The following is a 17,601-nucleotide window of genomic DNA, read 5'->3' on the forward strand; positions in this document are numbered from 1 at the left end:
GGTGGTTAGTCATCGCCAGCTCAGCCCTCTTTCTTGATATAGAGAGCATGGAGCTAATCCTAGAGCGGCTCGAGGGCCGACCAGCTCAAAGTCCCGCGTTCGTCGACGTGGTACCTTGGCTCAACGACGCAACTGGTCCAGCTCATGAGACACCGGAGCCGGAAAATTTCTCCTTATGCTTACCTCAAAGGCACGGACGCTATGCTCCACAAACCGTAGCTATCAATGTCGAGATTACCGCTGACACACTCGCTGCAGCTTGGGCATTTCTTATATCAAGATACACTTGTGATGGTCAGGCACCAATTCATGAGATGGGGGATGGGCGGGGTGAACCGGAGTTTGCAGATGTACTGGGTCCATTTGCCAGTCCACTTCCCGCAACTAAGTATGACATCGGTGATGGCGTCACTAGTAGGGATTGGATTGCTGCCTGCTCGGAGGCATATAGGGCTCTCCCACGTCTGGCAGCCCCGCCTGCCGGCACCAACGGTCTTGCTTACGGATTGCGGCGCCACTCGCCTGCCGGACTGCAGCCTCTAGCAGGCGGTGAGGCGGAGCGGATCGCCTTGTGGGATTGCAGCGAGCGCTGGTTCCTCCAGCTCTGCCTTACGCCGAATATGAATCGATGCGAAGCTCGAATCTTATTCGATAGCACACGCATAAGTCACACCATGGCCAAGAGGCTCGTGCTGGAACTCGAGACCCTTGCCATCGCTATGAAGTCGAGCCCGGGCGCTCCCTTGTTCAACATCACCTTCTGGAATCCTGAACATGCGAAGGCGGACCAAGACCGGCTCAATCAGGAGTCTGTGATAGCTGCTTCAGTTGAACCTCTGCATCAAATCATCGCCACGACCGCCATACAATACCCCAACCGATCTGCGGTGGAGGATTCCCAATACAAACTTACTTACGCTCAGCTTGACGCCAGAGCCACTGCAATTGCCGCAAACTTGAAAATGATGGGAGGCGGACCGGGTGTAGTTGTCGCCTTGTATATGGGTCGTAGTGTCTGTGCTCTGATTGCTATTCTAGGTATCTTGAAGGCCGGCGCAGCCTTCCTACCACTTTCTGAAGAAGATCCACCTGCCCGCATCGCTTGGCAGCTAGACGACGTCAGAGCTGGGCTCGTCATTGCCATAGATCGGGGACTAGCTGTTCCCGACTATCTAGCGGGAAGGCCGTGCCTTCTGCTGGACCAGGAGACGGGACTGCCCCTCAGCTTTGCCCCAGTATTGGCTCTGTCGCCTTCGGTTCCCGCGAATACAGCTTATGTTCTTTACACCTCCGGCACGACCGGAAGGCCGAAGGGTGTAATCGTTCCGGAATCAGCGCTGGCGAACTACTGCGTCTGGGCTGCGCACTTCTACCATATTGCGCGCGGCAACGGTGCCGTTGTATCGTCGAGCCTTACCGTAGATCTGACGCTCACTACTCTGCTCGCACCGCTTGTTGTCGGTCAACGTGTGATTATGGCAGCCCTCGATGATCCACTGGCGGATTTGGCTGCTCGACTCACAGAACGCACTGATCTAAGCCTGGTGAAACTAACGCCAAGCCAGTTTGCTCTCATTAACGCCCGCCTGCACGGTACTCCTCCTGCGGGTGCAGTAAGAACTATTGTACTGGGAGGGGAGGTTTTGGGCGGTGACCTAATTTTGCCGTGGCGAAAGCATGCTCCTAAAACACTAATATGGAACGAATACGGCCCTACAGAGACAACAGTAGGTTGCACCGTCTTCGCCGCTACAGGTGACGAAACAGTAATTCCCATCGGACGTCCCTGCGCTGGTGCTAGCCTACACCTTGTCGACGAGTGCAGACGCTTTGTCCCCATCGGCATGAGAGGTGAGATCTTAATCGGTGGACCTGGTGTAGCGAACTATCAGAATGCACTTGAGATAACCGCTGAACGGTTTATCGAGAATCTTCAGCAGGGTCACATGCCCCATCGGCTCTATCGATCCGGTGACCTTGCCAGACTGCGACCAGATGGTGTGCTAGTTCTCGAGGGCCGTGTAGATCGACAGATCAAGCTACATGGTCGCCGCATTGAGCCTGCTGAGGTTGAGTGTGTGCTGCGCGAAATTGCTGGGGTCGCCGACGCTGCCATAATACTTTCACACCGAAACGTGCTAGTGGCCTTCGTCGAGCCCATACTCGGCGCAATACTCGATACTGAAGTGCTGCGTCAAAGATTATCCGAGCGTCTACCTATACCGATGAGGCCTGGATTCCTCTCTGTTCTCGCTAAGCTACCGACAACTATGTCCGGAAAGATCGATCGCGATGCGCTTAGAGATCTGGTCGATCTTCCCGATGCTCGGAAAGATTCTATTCTACCGCGTACTGCTGTCGAGGCAGCACTCTGCAGATTGTTAGCCGAAGTGGTGGAGCTAGAGTGCGTCGGTATTGACGACGATTTCATTGAAATCGGCGGCAATTCTATGCGAGCGCTTCAAACTGTTGTTCGAGCCATGGACATGGGCTTTAACCTCGATGTCCGCGATCTGTTCGCCTATCGCACTATTAGAAGGATCGCGAACGCGGCTAGGTTACGGTCTATGAATACCGAACCTTTGCAGGTGCCACTACCCTTCGCGCTAGTTCCTTCAATAGAACGAGGACGTGTGGCTCCTGAGGCAGAAGATGCCTTTCCTGCCTCCAGCATGCAAATCGGTATGATATTTGAGCACGCAATGGCGAAGGACATCGGCATCTATCATGACGTGTTCGTCTACCGCATCGTGGCACCTGCGAATGCCAAAAATCTAGCAGCAGCAGCAGAACATTTGGCAATACGGCATCCAGCTTTGCGCACTTGCTTTGATTTGGGGGCGAATCCACCTCTAGCAGTAGTTTGGGCGAAACCAGTACCGCTATTGACGCTGTCCGACCTTAGCGCTGCTGAACCCGCAGTGCAGGAAGCGGCAATGGATGCCTGGGTTGCCGCCGAACGCCACCGTGGCTTCAACTTAACTGTCCCACCCCTTGTTCGTCTCCACGTCATTATCACAGGGGAGCATAGCTTCTTATTGGGCGTGTCGTTCCATCATGCTGTCATTGATGGCTGGAGCGATGTTACTATGCTGCGCGAATTGCTCGAGGATTACTGCGCACTGGTTCGCGATGAGAAGTTACCTGAATGTACACCGTTGTTACGCGGAGGGGCCCTATTTGTCCAAATGGAACAATTGGCCCTTGCTTCTAAGTCGAGCTGCAACTACTGGCTTGGCAAGCTCGCCAATCGTAAGCAAAGGCCTGTCGCATCAGCGCGAAGCGCAACGCTCACCATACCCGTAGAGATTCCAGCTAATGTGTCACGTGCGCTCGTCAACTTAGCCAAAACGTGGCGGCTGCCTGTCAAAACCCTACTACTAGCAGCACATATGAAAGTGCTGGCACAGGTTACTGGCGAAACTGAGCCGGTGACAGCAGTGGTGACCGGAGTTCGTCCTGAACTACCCAACGCTCATCGTATGCTAGGTCTCTTCATTAACACTGTGCCGATGCAGCAGGCTGCTGCTGGAGTAAGCTGGGCAGTGCTAGCTGAAGCTCTGATGTCCGAAGAATTGGCTGACTATCCCCACCGCCGCTTTCCGTTCGCTGCCATGCTTGAGGCAGGCGGATCAAGACCCGAAGCTCTCTTTTATTTCACTGACTATCATAATGTCCGAGGTCTCTTGCATAAGGCTAAAATACGCTTGGAGTTGATTCGAACCCATGAGGTCTCGAGTTTCCCGATTGCGGCAAACTTCGCCATCGACCCGTTCAGCGAACAGGTAGTACTCAACCTTCGGGTGTCTGAGACGATCCCCGGCGCTGCTCAACTCGCTCAGATCTATCAGCAGGCATTGAGGTCGTTATCTGAGACTCCAAATGAGGTGTTTGACGGTCCGGCTCTAAATAGCGGTTCCCCATCTGTACGCTCGTCATTAGTCGCCGTACGATTTGCTGCAGCAGCAGAGTCTTATCCTCAAGCACTAGCACTAGGTTGGCGTGACACTCGAACAACTTATAATACCCTGGCGCAAGAGGTTGAAGGTTTATCCCGCTTAATGGACGATGCTGGACTACAGCTAGGGGACCGAGTCGTTTTAGCCCTGCCACGCAAGCCAGTAATGGTAGCGGCAGTGCTGGCTTGTCTAGGACGAGGGTACTGTTTTGTTCCGGTCGATCCGATTACACCGAGGGACCGATTAGCTGTAATTTTACGCGAGTCCGCACCGGGTCTGATTCTAACTGAGACTGACGGTCCAGTGCTGCCATCAACCGACATCCCTGTGAGGCTCGCTTCACAGGCATATCCAGCTCAACCGTCTCCGCCTGTGGTTATAGAACCGGAATCTCCTGCCTATTTAATGTTCACGTCAGGAAGTACAGGCACTCCTAAGGGTGTGCTGGTTAGCCAGTCCAACTTGGCCAGCCTACTGGCAGCAATCGACGTCCTTTGTCCCCCTGATAAGCCAGCGATTTACCTTGCCCTCTCTAGCCTCAGCTTTGACATTTCACTACTGGAACTTTTATGGCCACTTACGCATGGTGGCACCGTCGTGCTTCAGGAGGGTCCGGAAACGTGGATGCCGTCGTGCACACCTGCAACGCTGCGAGGCAAAGGGCCGGACTTTAGTCTGTTCTGCTTTCCGCCAACGGGAGCTGGCGGTGTGGAGCAGGTGGTTCATCTGGCAAAGCTTGTTGATGATCTGGGCTTCAAGGCGGTCTGGGTTCCCGAACGCCATTTCAGCGCAATCGGCGGTGACTTTCCCAACCCATCCGTGACTGCCGCGGCTCTAGCAGTATCCACAACTCGGCTCGAGATCCGCGCAGGCAGCCTTACGCTGCCTCTTCATCACCCGGTTCGGGTGGCGGAGGACTGGGCTCAGATTGATGTTCTGTCCCATGGCCGGGCTGGAATAGCCTTCGCACGAGGGTGGGATGCTCGGGCTATGATTCTCGGACATGGTGAACCTAATACTCGCGTGAAGGCGTTCTTCGATGACATTGAAACAGTCAGGCGCCTCTGGCGGGGCGGAACGGTGGTTGGTTGCAGTGGTGAACATCTCAGCTTGCGTCCCCGCCCGATTTCACCCGAACTCAAGACGTGGGTGGCAATAGCCAGTGATGCTGCGCGTTGGGACAGAGCTGCACGGGAGGACCTTGGAGTTCTAACCCACCTCCTTGCCCAGACCCCAGAAAGTTTGGGTGAACATATCGCTCGCTACCGGGCTTATGGTGGACGCACAGACAGGGTAGTGCTGATGCTGCACGCTGCCGTGACTGAAGGTGAAGACGAGGCAACAGCAGTTCGCCTTGCCCTTCGCCGCTATCTCGACCTGTCAACCGCTGAGGCGGAAAATGACTTGCCTGACTTGAATCCCAAAATCACAGATCGGCGCGAACTGTTAATCGAACGTTCACTTCAGCGGTTCTCCGGTGCGTGCGGACTAGTAGGAGAGGCAGCGGTGTGCATTGACCGAGCTCGGTCATTTTGGAACGCTGGGGTTGGCGAGATCGCTTGCCTTGTTGATTTTGACACTGATCTCGACCGAGTAATCACAAGTATCCAACGCCTCGACTGGGTACGCGCTGCCTGTGCCGCTGCATCACCAGTAGAAATCGCACCAAGGCGAATCGCCCTCTCGATTGCCGAGAACATTGCGACTTTCGGTGTCAGCCACCTACAATGCACACCAACAATAGCAGCCATGTTGCTACGCGATTCTGCAACGAAGGCTGCCCTTACGAGGCTGGACACAATTATGGTCGGTGGTGAGGCTCTATCGGCTAGCCTCGCGACTGCCCTTAGTGGCGTGACGGATGCACGCCTTCTTAACATGTACGGTCCTACCGAGGCGACTATCTGGTCCATGGCGTCCGATTTTACGGGATTTGACCAAAGCCGAGGCGATGAGCGTGTGACTCTCGGACAGGCATTGTGTAACACGAGGGTACATATCCTGGACAACACTGGATCACTGGCAGACATAGGTGAACTATGTCTCGCTGGCAAGGGCCTAGCGCTCGGCTATGTCGGTGATCTAGTGCGCACGGCAGAGCGGTTTGTGAGCCGAGCTGGCGAGTCACGGCTCTACCGTACGGGGGACCGCGTTCGGCGCCTACCGAGTGGGGAACTGGAATGGTTGGGACGTATTGACCGACAGGTAAAGGTTGCCGGACGTCGGCTAGAACTGGGCGAGATCGAATCGCTCGCCCTATCCGTGCCAGGTGTAGCGGGGGCTGTGGCTGCGTTCGACAATGAGGAACTGACGTTGATTGTGACGGCAACTCCGGGTTTCGAACTCACGTCGACGGACGTGGCCGCCCACCTCGCTAGCCATCTCCCCTTTAGTCTGATTCCCTCACAGATCACTATTACGAACACAGCAGCAATGTCGGTTGCCGGGAAGTTCAAGCCAGCACTATCTACGAATAGATGCAATCAGATGCTGGCTCTGTGGCGGGAGTGTCTGAAGTTAAATGAGGTTCAACCAGATGACGACTTCTTCACCCTAGGTGGGACATCGATCTCCGCAGTGACACTAATTGCTCGGGTTGGGGAGGCGTTCAACGAGACTTTGCCCCTGCGTTCTTTGTTTGAGAATCCTACGCCTGCCAGTTTGCTGGCTCGGCTGGGCGAGAATCAGAGGACCCAGAACAGTAGAGTCAGCAGGTTGGACAATTTGGACAACGAATCCCTATTGCCTCTGGCACCAACCCAAGAACAGGTTTGGCTTAGCCACGCTATCTCTCCAAATAGCCCAACCTTCAACGATGCAGCGTTGTTGTTACTCAACGGACAGCTTAACACGGCTGCCCTTGCCTCAGCTCTCTCTTATATCGTGAACCGCCACGAGTCCTTGCGCTGCAGCTTCATTGCTAAGGATGGCGAAATTAGGCAAAGGATCGCGTCCACCTTGGATGTGGTGCTCAATCACTTAGATGCATCTGAGTTCTCTAACGAGAGATTGCTCGAGGTTTTTAAGGCCCGCGCTCGCGAGCCTTTCGATTTGACCTGCCCCCCATCGGCACGATTCACTCTCGCCACATGCGCACCAGATCGCTTTCAACTGCTGGTGGTCATACACCATGTAGCTTGTGACGGCTGGGGGATGGCCATACTGGTTGAGGAATTCATCCTTGCCTACCAGGCTTTTGCGGTCGGACGATTGCCCACCCTTGAGCCAGCGCCGTCACTCAGAAGCTTTATCCAGGATCAAGCTGAACGTCTTTCCACTGCTAAACTTAGCCAAATGGAACTTTTTTGGTCCAAAGCCCTGAAGGACGCGAACCTCGAGTTCACGTTGACAACGGACCACTCTCGCTTGACCGCTGGCACAAGTGATGGCGCAGTTCATCGCTTCATCATATCCTCGACATTAACGAGTCGCCTGGTTACCCTTTCAAAGGCTGCCAAGGTCACAGAATTCATGGTTTTATCCACCGCCTTTGCTGTCCTATTAAGGATGTACACCGGAGCCGAGGACGTGATTTTTGGGAGCGACGCAGCAGCGCGACCTTTAGCATTCCGGCGCTTGGTGGCGTCTGCGGCAAACCGAATTCCTCTGCGTTTTGACCTATCGGGGAACCCATCCTTCGCCGATCTGCTAATGCAGGCCCGCCGTAACCTTCCGGACGCCTACGATCATCAGGAAATGCCCCTGAACTATCTGGCAAAACTCCTGCAGCCCAGTCGGCCATATGGACTGCACCCACTATTTCAAATAGCCCTTACCTTACAGGAGGGTGAACCGCTTCGACGAACGATAGACGAGGTTAGCCTGACCCAGTGCTCGCTTGATTATGGCATCGCTAGACTCGATTTAGAAATTAATCTACAACGTTGCCAAGGTACCATCGAGGGTATAGCCCTGTTCCGGTCCGATCTGTTTGAGCCTGCTACCATTGCAGGCGTCTGCGATAGATTCGTTGCGCTTCTGGATGAAGTCTCAGCAAGGCCTCAGGCCCGGTTGTCGGAACTAGGCTCTCGCGACGGGAGTCCGGCATTGATCGGGACTGACCGCAAGATAGACCAAGGGTCGATCATTGATCAAATTCAAGGGCAGGTCGCACAGTCGCCTTACGCTGTTGCGATAAGCGGCGAAGGTTCGACACGCACCTACAGGGATCTAGCCTTCGATATTGACCACCTTGCCGCATCCCTGACACAGCAGGGCGTCGGTCCCGGACGGACAGTAGCGGTACTTGCGGACCGAACCTATGCTGTGCCACTGTCTCTACTGGCTATCCTACGCACTGGCGCGACTTTTATCCTGCTAGGTGGCACGGCTCCTGTAGCTCGTTCAGCTGCCATGGTAACTAAGGCGCAATGCGATTTCATCCTTGCCGACTCTGTTCGCGCCATGATTGCCGCAGCGATCTCTGCAGAAGCTTGTGGCACAGTACTGATTGTCGAGCATCTGCTTGCCGAACCTGTATTACGGCCACTCAATGGGGTTCCCGTGTCGGAACCTGCCTATATTTGCTTCACCTCAGGCAGCACCGGAACACCCAAAGGCGCAATGGTTAGTCATCGGGGTATGCGCAACCATTTGACCGCGAAGATTGATCTTCTCAAACTGACAGCTGTCGATGTAGTCGCCCAGACGTCCCCTGAAACCTTCGACATTTACGTGTGGCAAGTGCTCGCCCCCCTAGTTGCAGGGGCAGTGGTCAAGATTTATGATGACGAACTAATACGCAACCCGTCTGAACTGATTCGTCAGATCTCAGCTGCAGGCGTGACTGTTTGGGAGGTCGTGCCTTCATTCTTGCGATCGCTGTTAGACTTAGCCTCAGCAGAGATTCCGCTACCCAGGCTACGCTGGCTGATAGTCACTGGCGAGGCGTTAGAGCCCGACCTATGCCGTCGTTGGCTTGCGCGATATCCGGACATACCAATGATCAACGCGTATGGTCCGGTGGAGTGCTCCGATGACGTTGCGCACTATGTCATCAACGCACCGCCTGGTGAGGAGCAGGCACGCATACCCATCGGCTCTCCTATCGCCAACACGCGCTTACATATCTGGACAGTCGATGGGACAGTGGCGCCCGTGGGAGCAGTAGGTGAACTACTAATCAGTGGCGATTGCGTTGGTTTAGGCTATATTAATGACCCCGAGCGCACCACCGCAGCATTCATTCCAGATCCGGCAAACCTCGCTGCACGACTCTACCGAACCGGCGACCGAGTGAGACTTACGCCTAGCGGCACCCTGGAATTTCTGGGGCGCATCGATAACCAAGTGAAGCTGCGCGGCCATCGCATCGAGTTAGAGGAGGTTGCGGTTGTTATCAAGCGTCATCCCCTGGTCAAAGACGCCACGGTAAGCATTAGTGAAGAAATTGGCAACAGAAAACTGGCAGCTTACTTTGTAATTGACGATAAGGCGGTTGCCCAAGAAGCGCGTGTTGAAGCGGAATCCTCGCTCCGATTGGCCAATTGGCAGGATGTCTATAACGAGGCGGTACCAGCGTTCACCGACCATGATCTGTTCGGACTTCAAATAGCTACCTGGATCAACAGCTATGATGGTCAGCCCATACCCCGAGTGGAAATGCAAGCTTGGTTGGATGCGACGCTAAAACGACTGATCGCTTTGCCCCATGCGGACGTACTCGAGATCGGCGTCGGATCCGGAATGATTTTGGGTGGACTGGCTCGAGATCCAGAAACTTTCAATTACATAGCGACCGACGTCTCGACTCGCGCTTTAGAATTGTCCCGAAGGGTGATTGCATCCATGGGCAGTAGTACAAGGATTGAATTGCGACGTCAACCAGCCCATGATTTCATGGGACTTGCAGAGAGACAGTTCGACTTAGTCGTACTCAATTCGACCGTTCAATATTTTCCCAGTGCCGATTATCTGCTCACCGTACTTGATCAAGCAGTCGCCGTCCTGAAGACAGGTGGACGAATATTTCTCGGGGATGTCCGCAATCTGTCGCTGCTGCGTAGTTTCCATTTATCAGTCCTAGAGAAGGTCAGCCGCGGTAACACACTAGCTACAGATCTCCGAGCCCGGCTTGATATAGCCTGTGACTATGAAAGCGAGTTGCTCATTGCCCCTGCATTCTTTGAGTCGTTACGCAGTCGTTGGCCGCGGCTATGTCGGGTCGAAATGCAGCTCAAGAAGACGCAGGACGCCAACGAGCTTACACGTTTTCGCTACGATGTGGTCCTTGCATTCGATACAGCGACAGCGACAGCAGTTGCTGAGCTCGACATTGGTTCAAACCCCACCTCCACCGACTTGGCCGCCGCCGCCGCTCATGCACCGGTTCGTGTAGTCGGTCTGCTTAATAGTCGCGTTGCCCGGGATGTTGCTGCAGTCGCTAGGCTGGAAGCTGCGGACGCCAACCAGACTCTTCAGGATCTGCAAATTGCTACCGATCCCGGAGGGTACGATCCAGCTGCTCTCCATTCCTGGGCGGAGAGCCTTGGCCTTGCGTGTGAATTGAACTGGAGTAATCGTGGTCCGGATCGCTTCGATCTACAGCTTTATCCCCTGGCGGCGCCTCTAGCGAATCGGTCCTCGGTGTCATCAGCGGATCAAGTGCCAGCATCACCAGCGAATCAAAACAGTCCACTAACCAATGCACCTCTTGCCGCAGCACTTAGCCGCAGCGTGGAACAGGATCTGCGGCAATACCTATCACGTGTCTTGCCCGAGGCCATGATCCCTACCAGTTTCACGCGAATGAAGGCCATCCCCTATACACATCACGGCAAGCTGGATCGTCGTGCTCTCCCTCACCCTAGTAACCTGCGACCCAACCTCGTGAAGTCGTTCGAGCCTCCTATAGGGACGATTGAGACCACCATATCGAGACTCTGGTCAGAGCTGCTACATATCGATAAGATCGGACGGCATGATGATTTTTTCGAACTTGGAGGTGACTCCATCATCGTCATTCAGTTTGTGGCACGTGCCCGAGCAGAAGGTCTGACTTTAAAGCCCGGGGACGCTTTCCGGCGTCGCACTATTGCGGAGCTGGCAAAAGCTTGTGCTGACGCAGTAGCCTCTGATTTAGATATCAAAAGCTGTGGCGATGCCCCGACTACGCCAGCACAGGCAAACCTACTGCGCTCTGGTGGGGCAATGCTGAATCATTTCAACCAAGCTTTGCTGTTGGAAACAAACCGAGTTTTGAACCCCGAGGTGTTAGAGCAGTCCTTAGAACTGGTGCATGCCCGCCACGAAGGTCTCAGGTTAATGTTCACGCCTGATGGTAGCAGGGCTCGGTCAACTAACATTGCGATGCTCCCACTTGACCGGATCACGCATACAGCTGCCTGCCTTGCTAGCTGTTTGGCACCCCTGCAGGCAGCCTTGGACATTAGCACTGGGCAGCTGTGGCGGGCAGCTCTCATTGATTGGAGTAGCGGGAGACCTCCAGCGCTTGCGCTGATTGCTCATCATTTAGCGGTGGATCAGGTATCCTGGGAAATTATCGTTCAGGATATCGAAACCACTTATCGAGCGCTTGAGTCTGGGATAACTCCAAGACTGCTACCAGTTATGCCCTTCACTCGTGCAGCCCAGGACTTAGCGGCTAAGGCCGCTGAGCTGAGTGTGTTAGCTCAGGTAGATGCTTGGCTCGGCTACCCGGCGGTCGTGGAACTGCCACGTGACCTGCCTGGAGTAACCAATGGGCTGAGCGCATCCTCGGCTATCTTGCCGCTTACGCTCAACGCCAAGACCACTCAGCACCTACGCGGACCAGTTAGCCGCGGTCTTAAGGCCGGACTCGATCAAATCGTTCTTGCTGCCTTGCTTCGCGCCCTCGTGAATTGGACTGGCCAAACAGCGCATACGCTAACACTTGAAGATTCTGGTCGTGACGGCATTGATGGCAAGGGCGCCAACCTATCGCGCTCGGTTGGCTGGTTCGCAGCAGCTTGGCCTGCCGCTTTCGTACTATCACAAATGCCGGACCCAGTTGCCGATGTAATGGTAGTGACACAGCAAGCACGCACTGGGCCTGCTGGAATTACTTTTGGGCTACTGACAGAGCATCATCCTGATCCCGAAATTCGCGCACGCCTTAGAAAGATCGGCACTACGGCCGTAGCCTATAATTTCTTTGGGGACATCGAACGATCAGTCGAGCGGGATCGGTTATTTAACCTCCGACCCTGCGACCTTGGACCACTCAGCGGTGCCGAAAACGTCCGTCCGAATCTTCTACAGATTGATGGTTATCTCGAAGATGGGCAGCTGCACCTGCGACTAGAGTTTTCTGATACCGTACACCACCGCTCAACAATCAAACGTCTTGGCGACTGGATGATGAAGGCTCTGAATGCTATTGCAGAAATTCTACCTGGAGCCGAGACGCAGATGGTTTACGACGATATGCCCGATATTTCGTTGTCTGATTTGGCAGCAGCCATTGCTGAAACGGGTGGCGATTAACCGGCGGCTTCAACCATTTCGATTAGCCTAGCGGGAGTCGGATCCCACAAAAACTCAGACAGCTGTAAGGGTTTAGCCGCGTCGATAGAGAGGTGATTAACCATCTTCATAGCTAGTAGGGAATGACCACCAACCGCGAAGAAGTTATCGTACAGGCCTCTAGGGGGAAAGCCCAGCACCGCGCACCATGCATCGCTAACTCGCGTAGAGTGCACCCTGGTACTAGATGTAGGAATGGCTGGTTGTGCTTGCATCCACACTTCGAGTCTAGAGCGATCCATTTTGCCGTTCGGTAGCTTGGGTAAGCTGTTCACCGCTCTAAAGGCTGTAGGAATTGCTGCGGCTGGAAGGCGTTCAAGCAGATGGCGGCGCAAGCTCAAAGTATTAATGGATTGCGCTTCGAGGAGGGCCTCAATATGCAATCCATCACATCCAGATTTTACAAAGACAGCTGCAGGGACACCCAAAGCCTCAATCAACGCCGCTTCAATTTCCTCAAGCTCAAATCGCACTCCATGGAGCTTTATCTGATTATCGAGCCGACCAAGCACGACCAAACGTCCAGCAGAATCGATTGTTCCAAGATCACCAGTGCGGAATGCGCGACCGTTGATCCCCAAGATAGTACCAGGAGCGAGGAAACGGTCGCTGCTGGCCGGATCGATGGCAAGGTAAGCCGCACAGACATCATCAGTCTCAACAACGATTTCTCCGATGTCGCCGCATTCTAAAATACGCAAGTCGTCACCAACAATGTATAGCTGACGCCCATCGATCGCTATGCCAGCAGGAATGCGAAGTGCTCGGAGGTCGGCAGGGACGATCCGATGACATGACGCCGCGACTGTTTCAGTAGGTCCATAGACATTACTGATATTGACATCTTCGCCAAACTGCCCCAAAGCACGAGCAGCAGTTCGGATCGGCAGCGGTTCCCCAACGAAAAAAATTCCTCGCACATCAGGCAGAGCCGCTGGCGGCGTCCTAGCGAACGCTGATGGCAGTACTTGCAGGGCAGTTACCCGATTTGCGGCGAGAAATAGCGGTAACGTTTCAGGGAGCAGATCCTGACGCCGCGCTAGTACAGCACAAGCACCAAGGCAGAGCGCGCCGAACAGTTCGCAGTAGCGAACGTCAAATCCCATAGGAGCTAGCACCGCCATCCGAGCATCGGGACTAATCTTTAACGGTTCCGCCTGCCAGTTAATGAAAGCAGCTAGAGTCGCATGGGTATGAACCATACCCTTCGGCTGTCCGCTCGACCCTGATGTGTAGACTAGATAAGCTGGCGCTTCTGGATTACTTGGTGTTTCAGACTCAGCCTCGACTGGAATTGGATCAAAACTCACCTGAATGACCGGTGATGCCGTCCAGTCGTCAAGGACAGCTTGCCCACCGTCGGTTAATGCATCGACATCGGTCAGGATTAAGTCTGGCGAAGCCGCATTCAGGATCGACTGCACTCGAGCTGGCGGATCACTAGGCTGCAGACCTAGGAATGCGCCACCAACCTTCAAAGTTGCTAAAATGGCTGCCACTCCTACCGGACCATCGCCGCATATGATAGCGACTCGACGCGGAGTCCCGCAAAGATGGGCGATACGCTTTGCGGCAGAATCGAGTTGGCTATAGCTGTATGACATACCATCAAAGCCAATTGCCTTAGCATCCGGCGTTTCCCTTACCCATCGCTCAAACATGCGATGTAAACATAATGGCTCGTCAAGAGTAGGAGGAATGTGTGGAATGGTTGTTAGCGAGACGGCATCGAGGAGTTGCTCAATCCAGAACTCTGCCAGTTGCTGTGCGGTCGACTCGTCAACAAGGTGAGCATTGCATACAAGGTGTCCAGACAATCCTTCCGCTTCCACAATGAGGGTAAATTCAACTGGATGAAACGGTGTGAACGCAAAACTAGGCCGCTCAAAAGTAAGGTCACCGAATTTAGCACAAGCACCGAAGCTTGGCAGAGTTAAAGCAGCGAGCGAGTTTGTCGCATCAGAGGGGATCTGCTGCCACACAAATGCGAAATCGAAAAACAGTGAACCTGCCGTACGTTCAGTTAAGCTTACTGCAGCGGGCAGACCGCCGTACCGAGTTCCCTGCCTCAAACTCGCCCGAATATTGGATATCAGTGTTGCAAAATCGCCGCTCATGGCATCGTCTACAAAGATCGGAACCGGCAAAACATGATTGCCAACTACCTCCATATCTGCCTTGCGCTGTGAGACTGGTGTCAGGATCGCCAGACGCTTACGACTAAACACACGTGCCGTTGCTTGGGCAAAGGCGGCGAGGCAAACCTCGAACTCGGTAGCTCTCAATGCACGTGCTCGACGGTGTAGTGCCGATGAAGGGATTGGGACTACGACCGAGATCATGTTACCGGCGCTGAGACGACGACTGTCATTAAATATCGGCGGTGGATCAGTGAGACGGGCTTGCCAATAGCCAACCGCAGCGGCTGGTATGAACGCAATTTGGTCTGGGCTCTCAGGACCCCGACTCACCAGGACCCCGGACCAGGACTGAGCTAGTTGCCGCGCTAAAATCGCCCCCGACACAAGGTCACTAGCAGCATGATGTATTACTAGCAACAGTGTGGCTCGATCACCTTGATCATAAACCGTCGCTCGACATGGTGCCTCTCGCTCCAACCGGAAAGGTCGCCGAATCTCGGCATCTAGTGCCTCTGGTGGGTTCATTACGACTTTGACTTGCACCGGCGCACGGGCCACAGTGCGCATACCGCCGGCAATAGAGTCATCTGCAATAGGAGCACGTCGCAAGGCCGGATACAGCCCAATTACAGAAGTTGTGGCCCGAGCTAGACGGGGACCCACGTCTGGACCTTCAGCATGCACTAGAAAGGAAATGTTAAGCGCACCGATATCGGGGGCAGCAGCATATTGAGCCAGGACTAGCAGACGAGGATCGGGTTGAGGTATACAGCTTTCAGTGGCTACCACAAATTGGCTCTGTCTAGCGATTAGAGCTTCTATCTCATTAATCGAAAGGTCGGTCAGCCACTGATCCGCTGGCAGTGCAAGGCCATAATCCTGTTCGAGCACGTGACGTAGAACCAAGGCTTGCATGGACTGGCAGCCCAACGCTGCCAGACTGATGTGGCGATCGAGTTCGGTGCTTGAGAAATTCAAAAAGGTGGATACCCGCTCCGCTATGGTTTTACCTGCTGGACCTAGCAGGGTGAAAGCTGCGAGAACATCCACCTCGCCTTTCTGCAGCATCTGAGCCGCCGCTGAACGCCGGATCTTCCCACTGGAGGTTCTGGGCAGCGTACCGCGACGCAGAAAGACGACTCGATCCACCACTGCTTCCAGGGTAGTGTTGACCGTGACGGACATCTCCGATGCCATAGCTTGTAGGGTATTTAGCTCACGCCGCTTGCTGACTTCGACGACGAGATTCAGTTGTCCCTCTACGTCAACCGCAGCCATCCGGCAACCTCGATCGGCTGATCCGGCACCTGCTGCAGCCTCAATATCGTCAGGAAAAAGATTTCGCCCGAATTGAATGATGACATCGTCTAAGCGCCCTAAAACGTGCAGAATTCCTTTGTATAGAAAGCCCAAGTCGGCGGTACTTTTCCACGCATCAATGCAATCTGGTGGTCTACCGTGATAGCCGCTTGATATGCTAGGGCCACGCACCCGAATTTCTCCGATCTGCCCTGGAGGCAGGGATGTTCCCTGATTCGGCTTGACGATAGCCAACTCAAGTCCTGGGGCAGGAGCCCCGAGCGCCATACACTCAATTCCAACGGCTGCAGGTACCGCTTCTCCTCTCTCTAACGCTGCCCGGTCGAAACGATGTGCTAGCTGGTCGGGTTTCCAGGCGGCGCCAGAAACTAGCAGAGTTGCCTCGGCGAGTCCATAGCAGGGTAGAAATGCTCGGGAGGAGAAGTTGGCTGGGGCAAAGCGCGCAGCAAAGTTCCGCAAGGTCGTCTCGTAGACACGCTCGGAACCATTGAACGCAACGTGCCAGCGAGATAAATCTAGCCCCTCCACAGCACCATCTTCGATCGCTTGGGTGCAAAGTCGGTAAGCTGCGTCTGGTCCGCCGCTCGTGTGGGCACCAAAGCGTGAAACTACCTCGAGCCACAACCGCGGGCGCGCCGCGAAGTCGCCCGGGCGGATTAATGTACAGGTAGATCCAAGCATTACAGGCTGAATGACGCCACCGATAAGGCCCATGTCATGAAACAGCGGTAACCAATTTACGAAGTCGGAGTCCACATCGTGTCCGAAAACAGCGGATATCATTTTACTGTTGGCTACTATGCTTTCATGCCTAACTAAGACCCCACGGGGATTGCCAGTACTACCACTGCTATATTGAATGACCGCCGTCGCAGATGGTTCGACGAATTCTGGACAGGGCTCTGCAACTAGGTCATCATCCAACGTTCTGATTTCACCCACCGTCGTGATGGCTCTTGTAGCGTTGACAGCATCGGGTGGCACAAGAACTAAACTGGGAGTGCAGTCGTTCAGAACTGAGAGAAAACGGGTCGAACTACGGTGCCGTGGCGCAAGCACTGGTACGACCGTCCGGCCGGACATCAAGGTACCAAACAGCCCGACAAGGAATTGAGTGCCAGTTGGCAGGGCTAGCACAATCCGACTCATCGGTGGGGTTTGCTGGGTAATCCACTCCGCTGTGCCTCCAGCCCGCCGGGTAAGCTGTCCATAGGTAAGCAATTCGGTTACCTCGCCTTGTCCATCAACGACCCGAAAGGCGATTGCGTCCTGATTGCGCGCAGCGTGGCGCAGAAGTGCAGCAATTACCCCATTCTCATGAAGGTTGATGCTCATTGCCCAGGACTACTCCTTCTCAACAACTACAGTGGTAGGGGCTGTGCGCAAAGTGTAAGAAACCACCTGTAAAAATTTTCAACAATAGTTTAGATAGTTCTTAGTAACAATGGGGCTTGGACAATCTTTAAAGGAAGCAGTTTTTTAGACAAGCCACCTCTCTAGAAGAGGAGCTGACAGAAAATCTAAAAGTAGCAATATAGCCATTCTACAAGCCTCATTATTCAAAATACGGCAGTTAGTAAACCTCAAAAAAAATTTACAATAGTGCCATTTTCAACAGTTTTCTTAGTATTTTGCAAATTCACTAGCTTGAGTTGTTATGGTGTGTTGTTGGAGAA

2 protein-coding genes are annotated in these 17,601 nt (G+C 54.1%); one reads left to right on the forward strand and one right to left on the reverse strand.

What is annotated here, in order from left to right:
* Window positions 1-674: 674 nt before the first annotated feature.
* A complete protein-coding gene (locus AC5JLB_RS24760; protein ID WP_495876493.1) occupies window positions 675-12,425 on the forward strand; it encodes an amino acid adenylation domain-containing protein in 11,751 nt (3,916 codons plus the stop codon).
* Here AC5JLB_RS24760 and AC5JLB_RS24765 read toward each other — a convergent pair.
* Entirely contained in the window at window positions 12,422-17,260 is a 4,839-nt protein-coding gene (locus AC5JLB_RS24765) for an AMP-binding protein (RefSeq protein ID WP_495876494.1), read from the reverse strand. The genes AC5JLB_RS24760 and AC5JLB_RS24765 overlap by 4 nt on opposite strands.
* Window positions 17,261-17,601: the final 341 nt, after the last annotated feature.

It is taken from the genome of Myxacorys chilensis (assembly GCF_059505265.1).

Bases quoted from the DNA above. Each gene is read 5' to 3' on its own strand.
- AC5JLB_RS24765 (WP_495876494.1), bottom strand. From the start codon at position 17,260: ATGAGCATCAACCTTCATGAGAATGGGGTAATTGCTGCACTTCTGCGC.
- AC5JLB_RS24760 (WP_495876493.1), top strand. From the start codon at position 675: ATGGCCAAGAGGCTCGTGCTGGAACTCGAGACCCTTGCCATCGCTATG.